The following is a 17,983-nucleotide window of genomic DNA, read 5'->3' as shown; positions in this document are numbered from 1 at the left end:
TGCCTGCCTTTAGTCTTTTTGAGTAGTTGCCCTGGCGAAGTCGCGGGCAGGTGTATCTTGGGTAAGCTCAACTGAGGATGCAACCCGTGCCGCCAGCTTTTCTGCAAAGCCTTGTTCAGCCAGACGGAACGCCAACTTAACTGCAGCGGACACTCCGGTTGCATCAGCGCCACCGTGGGATTTGACCACGGTGCCATTCAGACCAAGGAACACACCGCCATTTACCCGGCGCGGGTCGATTTTTTTGGAGAGACGCGTAAGCGATGGCAGCGCCAGCAGGGCCGCCAGTCGTGACAATATGGAATATTGAAAGGCTTCACGCAGCGTCGATCTGATCAAGCTTGCAGTGCCTTCACCAGTCTTGATAGCAACATTTCCGGTAAAGCCATCAGTCACGATCACATCTGCAGTGCTGCCAGGAATATCACTGCCCTCGACAAAACCTACAAATTCAAAGCTCCCGCGATCGGCATGTTCCGCGATCAGCGCATAGGCTTCTTTCAGCTCGGCATGGCCTTTGTGTTCTTCAGTTCCCACATTCAATAAGCCAACGCGAGGGCGGGCTATGTCCATAGAGTTGCGGGTATAAGACGTGCCCATCAGGGCGTACTGCAGCAGATCCTGGGCATCGGCCCGCACATCCGCTCCGACATCCAACATCACGTTGAACCCCTGAGGATTGCTCGAGGGCCACAAAATTGCGATGGCAGGCCGGTTGACGCCGGGCAGCTTACGCAGGCGGATCATGCTGACAGCCATCAAGGCGCCAGTATTGCCGCAAGAAACGGCCCCGGCGGCTTCCCCATGCTTAACTGATTCGATGGCTGACCACATAGAAGTGCCCTTGCCATTGCGCATGACCTGAGATGGCTTGTCATCCATCGTCACAACATCGCGCGCATCGCGAATCTCAACGCGCCCATCTAAGACGCGCTTCTTGGCAACCAAAGGTGTCAGCTGCTCGATTGGCCCGTGCAGGATGAACCTGATATCCGGGTTCATCTTTGCGGACATGGCAATGCCGGCCACCACAACTGTGGGACCGGCATCTCCGCCCATGGCGTCGACCGAAATGGTATTACGGCCAGCAGGTACCTGAGTATGGTCGGTTTGACCTGTCATGCGTAAGCCTGTCTGGCAAATGAGCGTATAACGGGGCTTATGCCGCGTCCTCGTCGATTTCGTCGTTGGTGCTGACGATTTCTTTGTCGCCGTATGTACCACACGAAGGGCATACGTGGTGCGGGCGCTTCAGCTCACCGCAGCTCGGGCATTCGTTTGGGTTTGCAGCAACCAGTGAATCGTGCGCACGACGGTTGTTGCGACGCGACTTGGATACTTTATTCTGTTGGACAGCCATGTCTCAACCTTTGTCTATTGGGGCCGTGGGGCAGATCCCGGTGGCCGGATTTCGTTGTTCGTTTCAAACGGTGTGACGTGCGTTTAGGCCGCGGCCTGTCCGATGTCCAACCATAATTCCGATGAGCGCGCGAAAATACTGCGAATCCGACGCTGTGCAAGCGGTATTTAGGGCAGCATAACGGATTGGACCAGAGCTCATATGTCTTTAATGCAATAAAATATCCCTAGCGATCCTTTTTGAGCTGATCCTGCAACTCGGCCAGTCCGGCAAACGGCCGGGTGTCCTCGTCCCGCATGGGTTCCTGTCCTGGTGCCGTGAACACGGCTTCGCCAAGTTCGACACCTTCTTTTCGCGGGTAGTGGGGTATCGCGAGTGCCAGAGCTTCTACCATTACTGCCTGAGGGTCGATATGGCTTCCAAGCAATTCAGCGTTGTCATCTTCTGGCATTTCCACCTCGGGTTCGTCGGATGTTTCCATACCTGCAAGAAAAAAACGTTCAACCGGGACGTCGATACGGGTGGTCATCGGTTCCAGTGTAACGACGCAAACCTGTAGAGCTGTTGCGCCAAGCATACCGGTCAAATGCCAGTCGCGTTGATTCTGTGCATTTATCTCACCAGTGAACCTTAGTTTGCGTAATCCACGCAAATCCAGTTCCGAGGCCAACGCCGTCATGGCGGCGGAATCAGGGCGAATATCAAAGCTTGTCGGGCTGTTTTGGGACAGATCGGCAACGCGTAGGGCAGGGGTATCAGACATCGCGGACACTTTCGTTTCTTGAACCGGAGGCCGGGTTTAGGTAATCGGGTTCAAAGGCGTTATCAAGCCGCGACGGGAGAGCAGCATGTTGTCATTGGCATATCGGTTGAAATCAGTGTTTAGAATCGTGGTTCTTACAGGGGCAGGGTTGGCACTGGTCAGCTGCGTCGGCCAATACCGCAATCATGGCTATGTGCCCAGTGAAGAGGACTTGGCCGAGGTTGTTCTTGGCGTCGATACTCGGGATTCGGTCGCTGAAACAATAGGTGCACCGTCTTCTTCCGGAATTTTGGATGCTAGCGGATATTATTACATCGCAACTCGGTTGCGTCATTATGGTCCCAGTGAGCCCAAACCAGTTTCGCGTGAACTGGTCGCCATTAGCTTTGATCAGGCGGGTGTCGTTAGCGGAGTTGAACGTTATGGGCTTGAGAACGGAAACGTGATTCCTTTGCAGCGACGGGTGACCAGTTCTGGTATTCAGGACAAAACGTTCCTGCGTCAGCTGTTGGGTAGCTTGGGTAACATTGGACCCGGCAACATCGTTCAGTAAGAACTGTCGCGTGCTGACTGGCCCAGTCAAAGCGTCTTTTGGCGTTGCGGAGATCAGCCATGTCTCATCCTACTGAAATCCTGAGCAAAGGGCACTACCGCGCCAGGTTTGCTCAGGGTGAGCACGATCTGTCTGCAGCACAGAGGCTCCGGAGCCACTGCTTTGGGATATCAAAACTGGATCGGGATCGATTTGACGATTCCTGTCATCATATCCTGATCGAAGACGTCCGCTCAGACACATTGGTGGGGTACTTTCGCGTTTTGCATCTTGTCGATGGTGCCAATGTCCCACAAAGCTATTCAGCGCAGTTCTACGATCTATCCAGACTTGAGAAATTCCCAGGTCCAATGGCTGAAATGGGACGGTTTTGCATCCTTCCCAATGCAAATACTCCCGATATTCTGCGTTTGTCCTGGGGCGCGCTGACCTGCATCGTTGATGACATCGGAATTCAAATGTTGTTTGGCTGTACGTCTTTTGCTGGCACTCAGGCAGATCGGTATCTTGATGCGTTTGCTGTCCTGAGGCACCGTCACCTGGGGCCAAGCCAATGGCTACCGCAGGTTGGGTCGCCAGAGGTGTTTGAGTTTGATCAGCTGTCACAACAGAAGCCTGATATGAAGCAGGCCATGTTGCAAATGCCCCCCCTGTTGCGAAGTTACATGGCAATGGGAGGGTGGGTCAGTGATCATGCGGTGGTTGATGTCGAAATGAACACTATGCATGTGTTTACTGGGCTGGAAGTTGCTACAATCTCTGCCAGCCGCAAACGTCTGCTCAGGGCTGTTGCGGACTGATGTTGGGTGTCTAGCACAGGAAGAAAACCGGCTCGAGCCGCGGCGAGGCGTTGACCTGCCTCTGGGAGCGGGGTAGCTGGCGGATATGGCACGTATTCCTCTTTTGCAGATGTCCGGTATTTCGCTGACCTTTGGTGGTGAACCGGTTTTTTCCGATCTTGATCTGGTGGTTCAGCCCAGCGACCGTGTGGCGCTGGTTGGGCGTAACGGGTCCGGTAAATCCACCTTGATGAAGGTGATGGCCGGGCTGGTTGAGGCCGACACTGGCACCATTGTTATCCCTCCTGGGCGATCTGTTGGCTATATGGAACAGGATCCCACCATGGAGGGCTTTGCCACGCTGGGCGATTTTGCCTGTAGCGGGTTGGAACCAGGGGAATTGTACAAGGTTGAGCGAGCAGGCGAAGGGTTGAAATTTGACCCCTCGCGCAGCGTTGAAACCGCATCAGGTGGTGAGAAACGCCGCGCGGCACTTGCCAAGTTGATGGCAGAAGCGCCGGATTTGATGTTGCTGGACGAGCCCACCAACCACTTGGATATCGAGGCGATTGGGTGGCTGGAACGCGAGCTGAAGTCGACTCGAACAGCCTTTGTGCTGATTTCACACGACCGGGCATTTCTACGCGCTTTGACCCGTGCCACCTTGTGGATTGATCGCGGTCAGGTGCGGCGTCAGGAAAAAGGGTTTGATGCTTTTGAAGCCTGGCGGGATACCATCTGGGAAGAAGAGGACATGCAGCGCCACAAGCTGAACCGGCTGATCAAGTCCGAAGCTCGGTGGGCGGTGGAAGGCATCAGTGCGCGACGCAAGCGCAACATGGGACGGGTGCGTGCGCTGCGGGATCTGCGCGAACAGCGTGCAGGTCAGATCAAACGTCAGGGCACAGCCGATTTCGCCTTGGATACCTCGCCCAAGTCCGGGCGTAAGGTGATCGAAGCAGAGCGCTTGACCAAAGGATTTGGCGACAAACAGATTGTGGTTGATTTCGATCTCAAGGTGCAGCGCGGCGATCGGGTGGCTTTTGTTGGCCCCAATGGGGTGGGAAAAACCACGCTCTTGAAGATGTTGTTGGGGCTGGAAGCACCAGATTCTGGCAACGTTAGACAGGGCACCAAGCTGGAAATCGCAATGTTCGACCAGACACGCGACCAGTTGAACCCCGATCTGAGCCTGTGGGACAACCTGACCACTGACCCCGAAATGGGCGTTTCGGGTAAGTCCGATCAGGTGATGGTACGTGGCATGCCCAAGCACGTGGTTGGTTATCTCAAAGACTTCTTGTTTGACGAACGTCAGGCCCGTGCTCCGGTACGGTCGCTGTCGGGCGGTGAAAAGGCACGCCTTCTGTTGGCCAAGCTGATGGCGCGGCAAAGCAACCTGTTGGTCTTGGATGAACCGACCAACGATCTGGATATCGAAACGCTGGATCTGTTGCAGGAGCTGCTGGACAGCTATGACGGCACAGTGCTGTTGGTCAGTCACGATCGGGACTTTCTGGACCGGGTTGCGACCACCACCATCGCAATGGAAGGCGATGGGCGTGCCACCGCCTATGCCGGTGGGTGGAGCGATTACCTGAACCAAAAGGGACCATCTGAAGCAGAGCAGGCAGAGAAAGCAAAATCGGCTAAGGTGAAAGCCAAGCAAGAGACCAAGGTGGTGTCTGGGCTGTCTTTCACTGAAAAACACCGGCTAGAGGCCCTGCCTGAAGAGATTGAACGTCTGGAACAAGAGATCGCGAAACTGGAAGGGTTGATGGCTGACCCGGAGCTGTTCACACGCGAACCGGTGAAGTTCAAAAAAGCCAGCGAGGCCCTAGTTCAGCGGCAGCAAAAACTATCTGCATCCGAGGAAGAATGGATGGAGCTGGAGGAGAAAGCCGGGGGCTAATTGTTTCGCGCGCGAAACATCCATTAAAAATGGAGTGATTTCTGTAAGGAAAAAGTCACTTTATTTGCTCGGCAGTAAACGAAAGATTTTGTCGGGTCTGCGGTATAAGCTGTTAAAAATATTGAGTAATATGTGGGCTTGAATGGTCTCTGTGATCTGATGAATCTATGATTTACGCAACGGTCGGAGGTGCTGCCTGGAACGCAACACCTCTTGATCAATCAGCGCATACGCAGCGCGCCGTCAAGCCGAATGACCTCACCATTGAGATAGCCCATTTCAACGATGAATCCGGCCGTCCGGCCATATTCAGAGGCCTCTCCCAGACGCGGTGGATTGGGCACATCCGCTGCCAGCTGTTGCTGTACCTCTTCGGGCAAACCCGCCAGCATTGGTGTCATGAAGATACCTGGCGCAATGGTCATCACCCGAATACCGGTTGAAGCCAGATCGCGGGCCATTGGCAGGCACATGCCAACCACACCACCCTTGGAGGCGGAATAGGCAGCTTGGCCCTTTTGACCATCAAATGCAGCAACGGAGGCCGTGTTGATAATGACACCACGCCCGCCATCGGATTCAGGGTCATTTTTGGCGATTTCAACCGCTGCCAGTCGGGCGACGTTGAAGGTGCCGATCAGGTTGATGTCGATGGTGCGTTGAAAGGCGTCCAGTGGATGTGGTCCATCGCGGCCTACGGTTTTGATACCAAAAGCGATGCCAGCACAGTTCACGCAGGCTGAAATCCGGCCCATTTTCTCAACAGCAAAGGCCATTGCAGCGGCAACCGAAGTCTCATCGGTGACATCCGTCTGCACAAAATGCCCGCCAATTTCAGCAGCCACAGCGGCGCCACGTTCGGCGTCGCGGTCAAGAATGGTGATCTGGGCGCCATTTTCAGCAAAGTGACGCGCTGTGGCTTCTCCCAAACCCGAAGCGCCGCCAGTGATGACGGCGGCGGTTGTGGACAATTTCATGAGCAGGGCTCCTCGCGTTATCTGAACATACGTTCAGATAGACAAGATCACCTAGGCCTGTCCAGTTTTCCGGGGCGTCATTAAGCGACGGTCCAGTGCAGCAAGTGGCCCAAGCAAGCGCCCCATTGGTGGCCAATAGGCCCAGGTACCGCCCAAACTATGTAGTTTTGCTCCGGTCCCCAGTTTGAAACGGGCCAGCCCGGCGGCGTCTTCTGTGTTGATCAATCCCAGATCCAGCTGCAGGTAGTCTTGTGCCGCGAGCCAGTTCATCGCCTTCCACATCAATAGGTTATGGGCGGAGAGACTGCGGCCCCGGTCTGTTGAATGGCTGATATGATAGGTGGCGCTGTTGCCATGACACAGGATGAGTACGGCAGCGATCACCTCGCGATCTTCGAACGCCTGAAACAGTTTTGCCTTACCGGGGTTCTCATGCACATAGGCCAGTGTCAGGTCCATGGGCCAATTGCGATAGCCGCGTTGGCCCTGTTGTTTGGCATCCGCCTGGAGCAACCAGTGATCCGGGTCTAGCGGCATGTTTTCACATTTGACCCGAAGGTTTTGCGATTCAGCATGGTTTAACCGGTTGCGCCATTTTTGATGTAATGCGGCGCGGCGTTCTGACTTTGACGTGGTCAGCTCAAGTTGGGCAACCTGCGCCGGGCTGATCAGGGGAACCGCGCCGAGTTTCGCCAGATCTGGCGTGAGTGACTGTGGCGACAGGATTACGGGCGTCCGGCGCAGGCCATTTTCCTGCAGCAGTTCCAACAACCTGAGTGGCTTGGTGATCTGTGCCCGGTTGACCATTGCAACATCAACACGGCCCCAAAAGCGTTGTTGCATAACAACTGTGTCACCCAACTGATCAAGGACCAGAGGCTTTTGACCACGCAGCTGTACGGCGCGGGTAAATTCCTGCGATTGGGCCAAGGCGCGGATGGGGATTGAACGTTGAATGGGGCGGGGCCTGACGTCTGCTGGCATGAAATCGAACATAGGCGCCATTAACGCCGTATAAACCTAAATGATGGTTAATGAGGTTATGAAAAATTCTATTCAAATCCTCGGCCATAGCGCCCCCGCGCCACGTATGACCAAAGCCGCTGCAGTGTTACTGGCCACAGCGTTGTCAGTACCGGTGTTCCTGGCCCTAAGTGTGCTTGATTTTTTGGTTTTCTAGACTGCCTTTACGGGACCGCTTCTCCGATCCGGCGTCCTCACCAAACAGGTCCGCGCCGCGTATAGCGTGGCGCCCGGCCCAACGGGAGGAAGATATCTTTGATATCTTACACCGGGCGGGAGCTGTTGTTTAGACATCAAGGGCCGCGCGAACGGCCCTTGTCTGGTCATTGAGGTTGGTTGTCCTATGCGTCCAGTTGCACCAGGGCATGGCGCTTTTTACCTGCGCTTAATTTGATCGGAGAGGTCAACGCCGCTGCGTCAATCATTAGCCCTGCATTGGTCAATGGCTCGTCATCCAGCTTGGCGCCGTTTTCCTTGATCAGGCGTTTGGCGTCTTTGCCGGATTTGGCGAGGCCGGATTTAACGATCAGTTGAACGATGGACATGCCATCACCAAGGTCAGCGGCTGACAAAGACAGGGTCGGCAGGTCGTCGCCCACGCCACCTTTTTCAAACACTTCACGAGCGGTCGCTTCGGCGGCCGTGGCAGCTTCGGCGCCGTGCAGCAGGGTTGTCACCTCGTTCGCAAGGCGTACCTTGGCCTCGTTGATCTCGGATCCTTCCAGCGCGCCCAGACGGTCGCATTCGTCTACTGGCAACTCGGTGTAAAGCTTCAGGAAGCGGCCAACATCGGCATCCGTCGTGTTGCGCCAAAACTGCCAGAATTCATAAGACGACAGCATGTCCGGGTTCAGCCAGATCGCGCCGGACTGGGATTTCCCCATTTTCTTGCCGTCCGAGGTGGTCAGCAGCGGTGAGGTTAGCCCATAAACTTCGCCTTCGATGGTGCGGCGGGTCAGGTCAATACCGTTGACGATATTGCCCCACTGATCCGAACCGCCCATTTGCAGAACGCAGCAATAGCGGCGGTGCAGTTCCATAAAGTCATAGGCCTGCAAGATCATGTAGTTGAATTCGAGGAAGGACAGCGACTGTTCGCGGTCTAGGCGTGATTTCACCGATTCAAAGGCCAACATGCGGTTGACCGAAAAATGCCGACCAATGTCGCGCAGAAACTCTAGGTAGTTCAGACCGTCAAGCCATTCGGCATTGTTGATCATCACAGCGCCGTTCTCACTGTCGTTGTAATCGACGTAGGCCGAGAACACTTTCTTGATGCCGGCGATATTGTCGTCGATCTGTGCTTCGGTCAGCAGCGGGCGTTCATCCGCGCGAAACGACGGGTCGCCCACTTTGGTCGTGCCGCCGCCCATCAGAGTGATTGGCTTGTGACCGGTTTTTTGCAACCAGCGCAGCATCATGATTTGGATCAAGGATCCAACATGCAATGACTTGGCAGTGGCATCAAACCCGATATAGGCGGGTTGGCCGGGTGTCATCAGGGCTTCGTCCAGGCCTTGATAATCGGTGCAATCGGCAAGAAAGCCGCGCTCCATCATGGTGGCGATGAATTCCGATTTGGGGTGATAGGTCATGATGTGCCTCGGCTATGGTATGCGTCGGCTTGTATAAAACGCAATTGCGGCAGTGGGAACCGGTTTTCGGCAGAAAAAACAGCGCCTATAGTGACGGGTAACGGGCCAAGGCAAGCCCAGCTGCGGCATAAGGGATAGAGCATGGCGAAAGCGATAGAAAAAACGGGTGTGGTTACCGCGCTGGGGATGATGAGTGGCACCTCGCTGGATGGGGTTGATGCGGCTGTTGTCGACACTGATGGAATCCGAATTCACAACTTTGGTGCCAGTGGGTATCGCGCCTATTCCGAGGCTGAGCGAACCTGCTTACGCGCAGCACTGGGACACTGGGGTGGCGCCGAGGCTGAGGCCGCCGCCGAGGTGGTGGATGACGCTCATGCTGAGCTGCTGTCAAGGTTTTCTGACTATGATGTTGCAGGGTTTCATGGGCAAACTCTGGCCCATGCGCCACGTCAGCAGGGGACCTATCAGGTTGGCGACGGTGCGACGCTTGCGGCCAAAACAGGTCGGCCTGTTGTTTGGGATTTTCGCTCTGATGACGTTGCGATGGGCGGCGAAGGTGCGCCTTTGGCTCCCTTCTTCCATTTTGCCTGCGCGAAATATCTGAACCTGAAAAAACCAGTTTGTTTTCTCAATCTCGGCGGGGTTGGGAACCTGACTTATGTCGATCCGCGGTTTGACTCGCCCGAAGACGCCGGGGCCTTGCTGGCCTTTGACACCGGACCAGCCAATGCGCCCGTCAATGACCTGATGCAGGCGCGGTTGGGGCTGAACATGGATGCGGATGGGCGGCTAGCTCAGTCCGGGACCGTTGAAACCGGGGCGCTCGAACTGTTCTTGGCCGAATCCTATTTCTCAAGGCTGCCGCCCAAGTCTCTGGACCGAAATGATTTCTCTGAAATGATCAATTTGGTTGGCGAGTTAAGTGATGCAGATGCAGCCGCAACATTGACTGCGATGTGTGCGGCGGGTGTGGCGCAGGGTATGCAGCATTGTCCCGAATCCCCCTCTAGCGTTTTGGTCACTGGCGGCGGCCGTCACAATCCGGTGCTGATGCAGATGTTGGAGGTCTCGCTCGATTGTCCGGTTCAAAAGGTCGAAGAGCTGGGTCTGGATGGTGACATGCTGGAGGCGCAGGCATTTGCCTATCTGGCGGTCCGGGTGGCGCGTGGCATGGCCACCTCTGCCCCCGGTACAACCGGAGTTAGTGCTTGTGTGGGCGGTGGCGTGGTGAGTCTCCCTGGATAAAGGATATGGTCCGGGTATAGGATCAGTGTGCGGGGCGGTCCAAAGCTCTACTTAAAACCTCTACAAACGCGTTCGGATTGAAAATCATCTGATCATGACCGACACCGGGGACAACGGCGATTGAGATGCCATTTCTTTTCAGTTCGCTGGGATCAGGAGCGTCGGCCTTAATTTCACCAGTGTTTTCTGGATATGTTTCCTCTCCGTAAACAAATGTCCGCTTCAATGGGAGTGAGAGGAAACTTTGCTTAAAATTGGCGGGTAGATCGACAAGAGATTTGCTGTTTCTATATATGCCCGTGAAGTCGACATCCTCCCAGGCACCACATCTCCATTGAGCCTCTGTATCTCCGTCGCGACCATCCTTTCTCCATTTTGCAAGCAGCTTTGGGAAAAGGGTAGTTACAAACTCGGTTTCAGAGACCGAGGTGAAATACTGTGTTCCCATGCCTCCGCCAGGTGTAACGTTTCCCTCACACACAATCAGTTCGGAGACCAGATCTGGCCTTTGCATGGCCAGGTAGATGGCAACAGTCCCTCCCATGCTGTGCCCGACAATTACGCATTTCTGTAGACCCTCGTGATCTAGGATCTTCGCAACGATTTTTGCATGGTTTTGCATCGAATGATCAAAGTCTGAAGGCCGTTCACTATGCCCAACCCCAAGATAGTCGATCAAAATACTGCGGAATCCGCGCATTTTTGAGTGGGTTGCGGTTGGCAAAAAGTTTGCCAAGGACGGAAAGCTGAGTGCGGGTAAATAGACTGCTGCTGGCCCGTACCCTTCGATGACATGATATCGAACAGTGGCGTCAAACTCTTTCAAATAAAGACTATTCATTATGCGACCCTTTGGATGCTTGTCGACTGGATATCGTTGCTAGCTAGTTAACAACATGACATGTTTCAGTCTCGAAGAATGTCAAATCCGTCTGCGGCCAGTTCAAATCCATCAAATTGAAACCCTGGCGATACTGTGCAGCTGACCAACGTGTACTCTCCAGTTGTCCGCGCAGCTTGCCAATGTCCCTTGGGAACGATGATTTGCGGCGCACCTTTGCTCAGGTCTGGGGTTAGAAGATGGTCCTGGGCGGGACCTTCGTCGCGTTCAGAGAGCGATAGCGTCAAGGGCGCCCCTGCATGAAAAAGCCATATCTCGGTGGCATCAACCCGGTGCCAGTGGCTGCTCTCACCGGCGGCCAGTAGAAAGTAAATGCAGGTTCCCGTTGCACGTCCTTGATTTTCGGCCTGCCAGGTTTGGCGGTACCATCCCCCTTCGGGGTGTGGCTGTAGATCCAGTTTGGTGATAATGTCTTTTGCAATCATGGCGCGGGGTACTTTCTTCACTCTGGCAATTCTGATTTCAGCGCATATGTTCTGCGCATGAGCATGCACATCCCTTTTGACAATTCATACGCCCGGCTGGCGCCCAGTTTCTACAGCAAACAGGTGCCAGACAGGGTGATGTCCCCCAGTTTGCTGGCTTTCAATACTGATCTGGCACAGCTGTTAGACATTTCGCCCGGCGACACCGACGAGATGGCCCAGGCGTTTGGCGGTAATGTGGTGCCGGATGGGGCTGAACCTTTGGCGCAGCTGTACGCCGGCCATCAGTTTGGCAATTACAATCCACAACTTGGCGATGGTCGGGCGCTGCTTTTGGGCGAAACGATTGGTCGTGACGGGGTTCGCCGGGATATCCAACTCAAAGGATCTGGGCGAACAGCTTACTCCCGCGCGGGCGATGGTCGTGCCTGGCTGGGGCCGGTGCTGCGGGAATATGTGGTCTCTGAGGCCATGCACGCACTTGGGGTTCCCACCACCCGTGCGCTGGCTGCGGTGAGCACAGGAGAAACAGTCTGGCGTGAAACAGGGCTGCCCGGTGCAGTGCTAACCCGGGTTGCCTCTAGCCATTTGCGGGTCGGCACCTTTCAGATCTTTGCCCGCCGTGGTGCGATCACCAACCTGAAAGCGCTGACAGACTATGCAATCCAACGCCACTATCCAAAGGTCGATGGGCCAATGGGGCTGCTGCGCGCGGTGCGGGATGCGCAGGCTGCGCTGATTGCCAAATGGATGGCTGTTGGCTTCATCCACGGGGTTATGAATACAGATAATTCGTCGATTTCAGGGGAAACCATCGATTATGGCCCCTGCGCCTTTATGGATGTTTATCACCCGCAAACCCTGTTCAGTTCGATCGACCGACAGGGGCGCTATGCCTATGGCAATCAGCCCGATATCGCAGTGTGGAACCTGGCCCAATTGGCCACGGCGCTGATCCAGCAGTTGGACGACCCCCAGACCGGTGTCGAGGAGGCAACTGAGATTGTTCATGCGATGCCAGACATGATGCAAGAGTATTGGCTGCAAAACTTCCGGGCCAAGCTGGGAATGACCACTGCCCGTGATGGGGATTTGAACCTGATTTCGGATCTACTGGCCCTCATGGCTCAGGAGCAAAGCGATTTCACCAATACGTTTCGCAGTCTGGGTGCTGGGGAACCCCGTGACCAGTTCATTGACCGCAGCAAGTTTGACGCTTGGGAGGCAAACTGGAAGGTGCGGTTACAAGATGAACCTGACCCACAATCCTTGATGCGCCGCACCAATCCCGCCTTTATCCCGCGCAATCACCGAATTGAGCAAATGATTACAGAGGCGGTTGATGGCGACTTCACCTTATTCAATCGGCTAAATCAGGTGCTCTCGCGCCCCTATGAAGATCAACCGGATCAAGCTGACCTGCGCCATCCCCCAAAGCCCGATGAGGTGGTGAAGGCAACGTTCTGCGGAACCTGATCCTCTTTATCTAGCTGAAAATATCCTCGGGGTGAATTGGCCATCGGCCAAGAGGGGCAGACGGCCCTTGTGGTCAAAACTTTCAGGTTCACTCTGGACCTACGGAGCGGATCGCCGCACTAAGAAGACAAGCCTAGGAGTTACGATGTCAGAGCCGACCCTGCGACTTGCCAGCTATAATATTCAAAAATGCGTCGGCCTTGACCTGCGTCGAAAACCACGTCGTACCTTGCAGGTGATCGAAGGCACCGGTGCCCAAATTGTGTTGCTGCAAGAGGCCGACAAACGGCTCCCGCCACGTCCAGCCGCCTTGCCGCATTTTGTCTTGAATGAAGCAGGCTGGAAGGTGGCAGATCTGGGTGGCGCCGGGTCACTGGGTTGGCATGGGAATGCTATATTGTGGCGTCCGGGAGGCGTACAGATGCGGGATCACGGGCATATCCACCTCCCAGGTCTAGAGCCGCGCGGTGCCGTTTGGGCTGAATTTGACACCGCCATTGGCCCCTTGCGGGTGGTGGGTACGCATTTGGGTCTGACGGGCAGGGCCCGGCATGAACAGGTTTTGCATTTGGCCCGCGAGAGTGCGGGTTTCGACGACATTCCTGTGGTTTGGGGAGGGGACTTCAATGAATGGTCGCGCTCGCCTGTGTTGGAACACCTCGCTCCGGCGATGCAGTTTATGGCGCCCAAAGCAAGCTTTCCGGCGTTGCGTCCCATTGGGGCGCTAGACCGGATGGCTGTAAGTAAACAATTGAGTGTGGCCGCACATGGGGTTTACCGCGATCGCCCGGCACATATTGCATCGGATCATCTGCCGGTTTGGGCAGATTTGAGCCGCGCATAGAAAAAACGCGCCCCAGACTAAACTGGGACGCGTTTTTGTTTTATGATTAGGCTGCGGATCGGTTGCCACCACCACCACCACCGCGACGACGACGACGCTGACCGCCAGGTTTCGCACCTTCGCCACCACCAGCAGAGGACCTGCGTTGGCCACCCTGGCCACCGCCACCACCGCCGCCACGACGACGGCCGCCACCGCCATTGGATTTTTTGGCACCGGGCTGGACTTCCCAAGGGGTGCCCGAAGCAACGGGAATGGTGGTTCCCAGCGTCTTTTGAATGTCCTTCAGTTCACCCATTTCATCTGGTGAACAGAATGCAATCGCTGCACCGTCTTTGCCCGCGCGTGCGGTCCGACCGATACGATGGACATAGGCGTCGGGCACGTTTGGCAGGTCATAGTTATAGACGTGTTTGACGTCAGGAATATCCAGCCCGCGAGCGGCCACATCAGTGGCAACCAGCACTTTGATCTGGCCGGATTTAAACGCGGCAATCGCACGGTCGCGTTGACCCTGGCTTTTGTTGCCGTGGATCGATGCGGTTGAAAAACCGGCCTTTTCCAGCGTCTTCATCAGCTTTTCAGAACCGTGCTTGGTGCGGCCAAAGACCAGCGCACGTTCGTCTGTGTGCTTAGCAAGCAATTCTTTCAGCAGCGAGGTCTTCTCTGCTTTTGCGATAAAGTGAATTTCTTGGGTCACTTTGTCTGCGGCTTTACCCGGAGGGGAAACCTCGACGCGGACCGGGCTTTTGAGGTAGCTGCTGGCAATCTCATTCATCTGCTTGGGCATGGTGGCCGAGAACAGCATGGTCTGGCGGTCTTCGGGCAACAGCGCTGCGATTTTGCGCAGGGCGTGAATAAAGCCCATGTCCAGCATCTGGTCGGCTTCGTCCAGAACCAGAAAGTCACAAGACCCCAAATTCAAAGCGCGACGGTCAATGATGTCCAGCAAGCGACCGGGTGTTGCGACCAGAATGTCGATGCCACGGCCAATACGCTGGATCTGCGGGTTGATCGATACACCACCAACGACCAGGCCAACTTTCATCGGGGTGCCGTCAAGCAGGCCCTGGAGCTGTTGACAGATCTGGTTGGCCAATTCGCGGGTTGGCGCCAAAACCAGACCGCGGGCGGTTTTGCCTGCGGGTTTACGGTCGTATTGCATCATCTGTGCAATCAAAGGCACGCCAAAAGCTGCCGTTTTGCCGGTGCCTGTCTGGGCCAGGCCCAATACGTCGCGGCCCTGCAGCGCATGCGGGATTGCGTGCGACTGAATTGGGGTCGGATCTTTGAAACCCATGGCTTCAATACGTGTCAGAAGCTTCTCGGGAAGCCCCATAGTTGAGAATTCACTCAAGTCATATCCTTTCGCAGCCGTGCAGATGCAACGACCGGTGTTTGCCGCATCGCGTGCGGCCAATTGGGGGCAGGGACCTCAGGTACTGCTGGCCGTATGCCAGAGCGCCGGTCGTCTGCTCGTGCCCCACGCGTGATCTTGGGAACGCAGGTATGTCACTGTAGGCGTTAGAGGCCGGAGCCTCGGAAGGGGACAATTTGCCCGAACGCCTCTGCTCACGCGGCAGAGAGGGATACCCGAAGGGGCAAATGGATGTGGATAAGACGTTTGTCAACCAGATTTCTATTTCGATACCCTATTTTCTGGCGCGGTTTCTTTCGTTACATAGGAAAGCCAAGCGCAGTGAGAGCGCACAGAGGATGCAGATGTCTGACACAATCATTTCCCGTTGCGAGGCCAAAGGGCTACGTATGACTGGCCAGCGCCGGATCATTGCGCGTGTCCTTCAGGACAGTGAAGATCACCCGGATGTTGAGGAGCTGTACACCCGTGCCAGTGCGCTGGATGATGGGATTTCGATAGCAACGGTATATCGCACTGTGAAGCTGTTCGAAGAGGCGGACATTCTGGAACGTCTGGAATTTGGCGATGGTCGCGCCCGCTATGAAGATGCGGAACGTGAACATCATGACCACTTGATTGATATGAATACGGGTCAAGTCATTGAATTTGTCGATCCCGAGATCGAAGCCTTGCAGGAAAAAATCGCCAAGAAACTTGGGTACCGGCTGAAAGGCCATAAACTGGAGCTGTACGGCGTGCCAATCCGCAAGGAATAATTGTCCAGTAGGGTTTATGCGCCCAGCTGGGACACTGAACGCAAATTAACGCGGCGGTGATGGAGGGGCCATCAAGGCGGCTGCTTCGGCATCTCCTATTGCTTCATCTGCATAGGTGAAGGTGCCCTGTTCCAGAGCTTCACGCGCGGCTCGCATCATTGCCCCCAATGCCGCGCGTGCAAAGGAGCCGCCGACACTGACTCGTTTGACCCCTGCATTAGACAGTTCTCCCAACGACCAGGTCGGCCCGCTTAATCCCATGACGACATTCACTGGCTTATCAACCTCGCGACACAAGGTAGTGATTGACTGTAGGTCAGGCAGGCCGGGCGCATAGAGCACGTCTGCACCAGCTTCTGCATAGGCCTGCAGGCGGGCAATTGTATCTTTGAGGTCAGGATTGCCGTAGAGAAAATTCTCGGCGCGGGCTGTCAGGAGAAAGGGCTTGTTCTGACAGGTCTCGGCAGCTGCCCGAACACGGTCAACAGACAGGTCGAAATCATGGATTGGGGCGTTAGCGTTGCCGGTTGTGTCCTCAATAGAACCACCAACAAGGCCAACGGCCATTGCCTGACTGATGGTTTCGGCGCAGGCTTTGGGGGTGATGCCAAAACCATCTTCCAGATCTGCGGAAACAGGAAGGTCGGTTGCCATCGTCACGTCACGGGCATTTTCCAGAATCTGGTCTCGGCTAACGGCCCCTTGCGAATCCCGTTGTCCGATTGCGAAAGCAAACCCTGCACTGGTGGTCGCCAAGGCCTCAAATCCCAGTGACCCGAGCATTCTTGCGGTGCCAGCGTTCCAGGGGTTGGGCATGACAAATGTGCCGGGACGGGTGTGAAGGTCGCGAAATTTCTCGTATTTATGAATGAGTGATCTCATTGAAGCTCTCCTAATGTACCGGGTATAGCACGGAGGGAACAAAAATAGAACATCAAGATTGGTGATGTGTCGCAACACGACTTGTTGTGATGGCTTGTCGTGATTGGACTAGCTTGATCGGGTGAAATGCGGTTCATCTGTGCAGATTGCGCCAGTTTATGCTGGCGGTCCTTCCTATGGAAATGCGCGCATGAACAATCTGAATGGTATCCTGCTGGTGGTCGCTTCTATGGCGGCCTTTACGTTGGAAGATATGTTTATCAAGCAGCTTTCGGCTGACTTGCCAGTAGGGCAGATCCTGATTCTTCTGGGAATCGGTAGTGGCAGTGTATTTGCTGCACTTGCCTGGTCTAAGGGGTATAGTCTGCTGGCGCGAGCCGCCTGGAAACCGGCAGCTATCTTGCGCACTATGGCTGAGGCCGTGGGGGCTATGCTTTTTGCCACCGCATTGGCGCGCGTTGATATTTCGACAGTTGCAGCCGTTTTTCAGGCCCTGCCACTGGTCATCACCATGGCTGCCGCGGTTTTTCTAAAGGAACAGGTTGGATGGCGACGTTGGAGCGCCATTATTGTTGGATTTATTGGTGTTTTGCTGATCATTCGCCCAGGACTGCAGGGGTTTGAACCCGCATCGGTTCTGGTCCTGTTGTCGGTGTTCGCAATTGCGGCGCGCGATTTGCTAACCCGGTTTGTTGATACTTCGGTGTCCTCTACCGTGGTTAGTTTTCAAGGCTTTGCGGCGCTGATCGTTGCAGGCCTGTTGCTGCTAGTATTGACCCCAGGCGAGATCACAACGGTGAACAGTCCTCAGGCTCTGATGATCTTTGGTGGTATCGTGTTTGGCGTCATGGGGTATTATGGCATTGTGGTTGCGATGCGGGTTGGGGATGCCTCGGCGGTGACACCATTTCGCTATTCACGCCTGTTGTTTTCGATCCTTGCAGGGATGGTGGTGTTCGGAGAACGCCCCGATGTTTTGACGATGACTGGTGCGTCGCTGATCATCGGGTCGGGTCTGTATACGTTCCTGCGTGAGCGGCGGTTGGCACAGGGGGCACGCGTCGCTGCTGCCTGAGCTGTTGGCGCAAACAGTGTAATGTTAGCCCTAA

Annotated in this window: 19 protein-coding genes; 9 read left to right on the top strand and 10 right to left on the bottom strand. The window is 55.3% G+C overall.

Annotated elements, in window-relative coordinates; genetic code table 11:
• Nucleotides 1-9 precede the first annotated feature (9 nt).
• The 3 genes from plsX to FEE96_RS12030 form a co-directional block, all read right to left on the bottom strand.
• Nucleotides 10-1,122: a phosphate acyltransferase PlsX gene (plsX, locus tag FEE96_RS12040; RefSeq protein WP_138163286.1), complete on the bottom strand. Its 1,113-nt coding sequence runs from the start codon at nucleotides 1,120-1,122 to the stop codon at nucleotides 10-12.
• 37 nt (nucleotides 1,123-1,159) lie between these two features.
• The gene (gene rpmF, locus FEE96_RS12035; RefSeq protein WP_138163285.1) at nucleotides 1,160-1,360 is read right to left on the bottom strand and encodes a 50S ribosomal protein L32; all 201 of its coding nucleotides are present in this window, start codon (nucleotides 1,358-1,360) and stop codon (nucleotides 1,160-1,162) included.
• Nucleotides 1,361-1,586: 226 nt separating this feature from the next.
• On the bottom strand, nucleotides 1,587-2,123 hold the full coding sequence (locus FEE96_RS12030) for a YceD family protein (RefSeq protein WP_138163284.1): 537 nt from the start codon (nucleotides 2,121-2,123) through the stop codon (nucleotides 1,587-1,589).
• Nucleotides 2,124-2,208: 85 nt separating this feature from the next.
• Here FEE96_RS12030 and FEE96_RS12025 point away from each other — a divergent pair, with 85 nt between their 5' ends.
• The 3 genes from FEE96_RS12025 to FEE96_RS12015 all read left to right on the top strand — a co-directional run bounded on the left by FEE96_RS12025 (nucleotide 2,209) and on the right by FEE96_RS12015 (nucleotide 5,367).
• Nucleotides 2,209-2,676 carry an outer membrane protein assembly factor BamE gene (locus tag FEE96_RS12025; protein ID WP_138163283.1) on the top strand — a complete coding sequence of 156 codons (468 nt, stop codon included), beginning with the start codon at nucleotides 2,209-2,211 and terminating at the stop codon, nucleotides 2,674-2,676.
• Nucleotides 2,677-2,735: 59 nt separating this feature from the next.
• Nucleotides 2,736-3,476: a GNAT family N-acetyltransferase gene (locus FEE96_RS12020; protein WP_138163282.1), complete on the top strand. Its 741-nt coding sequence runs from the start codon at nucleotides 2,736-2,738 to the stop codon at nucleotides 3,474-3,476.
• A gap of 85 nt (nucleotides 3,477-3,561) precedes the next feature.
• Nucleotides 3,562-5,367, top strand: a complete 1,806-nt coding sequence (locus FEE96_RS12015; protein WP_138163281.1) for an ABC-F family ATP-binding cassette domain-containing protein — start codon at nucleotides 3,562-3,564, stop codon at nucleotides 5,365-5,367.
• Between the two features lie 221 nt (nucleotides 5,368-5,588).
• Here FEE96_RS12015 and FEE96_RS12010 read toward each other — a convergent pair whose 3' ends face one another.
• A complete protein-coding gene (locus tag FEE96_RS12010; protein WP_138163280.1) occupies nucleotides 5,589-6,344 on the bottom strand; it encodes a 3-hydroxyacyl-CoA dehydrogenase in 756 nt (251 codons plus the stop codon).
• 51 nt (nucleotides 6,345-6,395) lie between these two features.
• On the bottom strand, nucleotides 6,396-7,340 hold the full coding sequence (locus tag FEE96_RS12005; RefSeq protein ID WP_138163428.1) for a GNAT family N-acetyltransferase: 945 nt from the start codon (nucleotides 7,338-7,340) through the stop codon (nucleotides 6,396-6,398).
• A 46-nt stretch (nucleotides 7,341-7,386) separates the two neighbouring features.
• Between FEE96_RS12005 and FEE96_RS23480 the strand changes: the two genes are divergently transcribed.
• Entirely contained in the window at nucleotides 7,387-7,524 is a 138-nt protein-coding gene (locus tag FEE96_RS23480; RefSeq protein WP_171021688.1) for a hypothetical protein, read from the top strand.
• A 184-nt stretch (nucleotides 7,525-7,708) separates the two neighbouring features.
• Here FEE96_RS23480 and tyrS read toward each other — a convergent pair whose 3' ends face one another.
• On the bottom strand, nucleotides 7,709-8,962 hold the full coding sequence (gene tyrS, locus FEE96_RS12000; RefSeq protein ID WP_138163279.1) for a tyrosine--tRNA ligase: 1,254 nt from the start codon (nucleotides 8,960-8,962) through the stop codon (nucleotides 7,709-7,711).
• Between the two features lie 141 nt (nucleotides 8,963-9,103).
• Here tyrS and FEE96_RS11995 point away from each other — a divergent pair, with 141 nt between their 5' ends.
• The gene (locus tag FEE96_RS11995; RefSeq protein WP_138163278.1) at nucleotides 9,104-10,210 is read left to right on the top strand and encodes an anhydro-N-acetylmuramic acid kinase; all 1,107 of its coding nucleotides are present in this window, start codon (nucleotides 9,104-9,106) and stop codon (nucleotides 10,208-10,210) included.
• A gap of 22 nt (nucleotides 10,211-10,232) precedes the next feature.
• Here the strand turns inward: FEE96_RS11995 and FEE96_RS11990 are convergent, their stop codons facing one another.
• Together FEE96_RS11990 and FEE96_RS11985 are read right to left on the bottom strand one after the other, a co-directional pair.
• Nucleotides 10,233-11,036, bottom strand: coding sequence for an alpha/beta fold hydrolase (locus tag FEE96_RS11990; protein WP_171021687.1), 804 nt, complete (start codon nucleotides 11,034-11,036; stop codon nucleotides 10,233-10,235).
• 80 nt (nucleotides 11,037-11,116) lie between these two features.
• Nucleotides 11,117-11,536 (bottom strand): cupin domain-containing protein, encoded by a 420-nt coding sequence (locus tag FEE96_RS11985; protein WP_138163427.1) that lies wholly within the window; start codon nucleotides 11,534-11,536, stop codon nucleotides 11,117-11,119.
• 57 nt (nucleotides 11,537-11,593) lie between these two features.
• Here FEE96_RS11985 and FEE96_RS11980 point away from each other — a divergent pair, with 57 nt between their 5' ends.
• Both FEE96_RS11980 and FEE96_RS11975 read left to right on the top strand, forming a co-directional pair.
• Nucleotides 11,594-13,012 (top strand): protein adenylyltransferase SelO, encoded by a 1,419-nt coding sequence (locus FEE96_RS11980; RefSeq protein WP_138163276.1) that lies wholly within the window; start codon nucleotides 11,594-11,596, stop codon nucleotides 13,010-13,012.
• Between the two features lie 145 nt (nucleotides 13,013-13,157).
• Nucleotides 13,158-13,856, top strand: coding sequence for an endonuclease/exonuclease/phosphatase family protein (locus tag FEE96_RS11975; RefSeq protein WP_138163275.1), 699 nt, complete (start codon nucleotides 13,158-13,160; stop codon nucleotides 13,854-13,856).
• 46 nt (nucleotides 13,857-13,902) lie between these two features.
• Here FEE96_RS11975 and FEE96_RS11970 read toward each other — a convergent pair whose 3' ends face one another.
• Nucleotides 13,903-15,213, bottom strand: a complete 1,311-nt coding sequence (locus FEE96_RS11970; RefSeq protein WP_246079422.1) for a DEAD/DEAH box helicase — start codon at nucleotides 15,211-15,213, stop codon at nucleotides 13,903-13,905.
• A 365-nt stretch (nucleotides 15,214-15,578) separates the two neighbouring features.
• On the opposite strand from FEE96_RS11970, the gene FEE96_RS11965 reads away from it, so the two are divergent.
• The gene (locus tag FEE96_RS11965) at nucleotides 15,579-15,992 is read left to right on the top strand and encodes a Fur family transcriptional regulator (protein WP_138163274.1); all 414 of its coding nucleotides are present in this window, start codon (nucleotides 15,579-15,581) and stop codon (nucleotides 15,990-15,992) included.
• A gap of 45 nt (nucleotides 15,993-16,037) precedes the next feature.
• Here the strand turns inward: FEE96_RS11965 and FEE96_RS11960 are convergent, their stop codons facing one another.
• Nucleotides 16,038-16,874, bottom strand: coding sequence for an isocitrate lyase/PEP mutase family protein (locus tag FEE96_RS11960; RefSeq protein WP_138163273.1), 837 nt, complete (start codon nucleotides 16,872-16,874; stop codon nucleotides 16,038-16,040).
• A 190-nt stretch (nucleotides 16,875-17,064) separates the two neighbouring features.
• Between FEE96_RS11960 and FEE96_RS11955 the strand changes: the two genes are divergently transcribed.
• On the top strand, nucleotides 17,065-17,949 hold the full coding sequence (locus FEE96_RS11955; protein ID WP_138163272.1) for a DMT family transporter: 885 nt from the start codon (nucleotides 17,065-17,067) through the stop codon (nucleotides 17,947-17,949).
• Nucleotides 17,950-17,983 lie beyond the last annotated feature (34 nt).

This window comes from Parasedimentitalea maritima, assembly GCF_005771405.1.
GTDB lineage: Bacteria > Pseudomonadota > Alphaproteobacteria > Rhodobacterales > Rhodobacteraceae > Parasedimentitalea > Parasedimentitalea maritima.
This window is presented reverse-complemented; position numbering and strand designations above follow the sequence as displayed.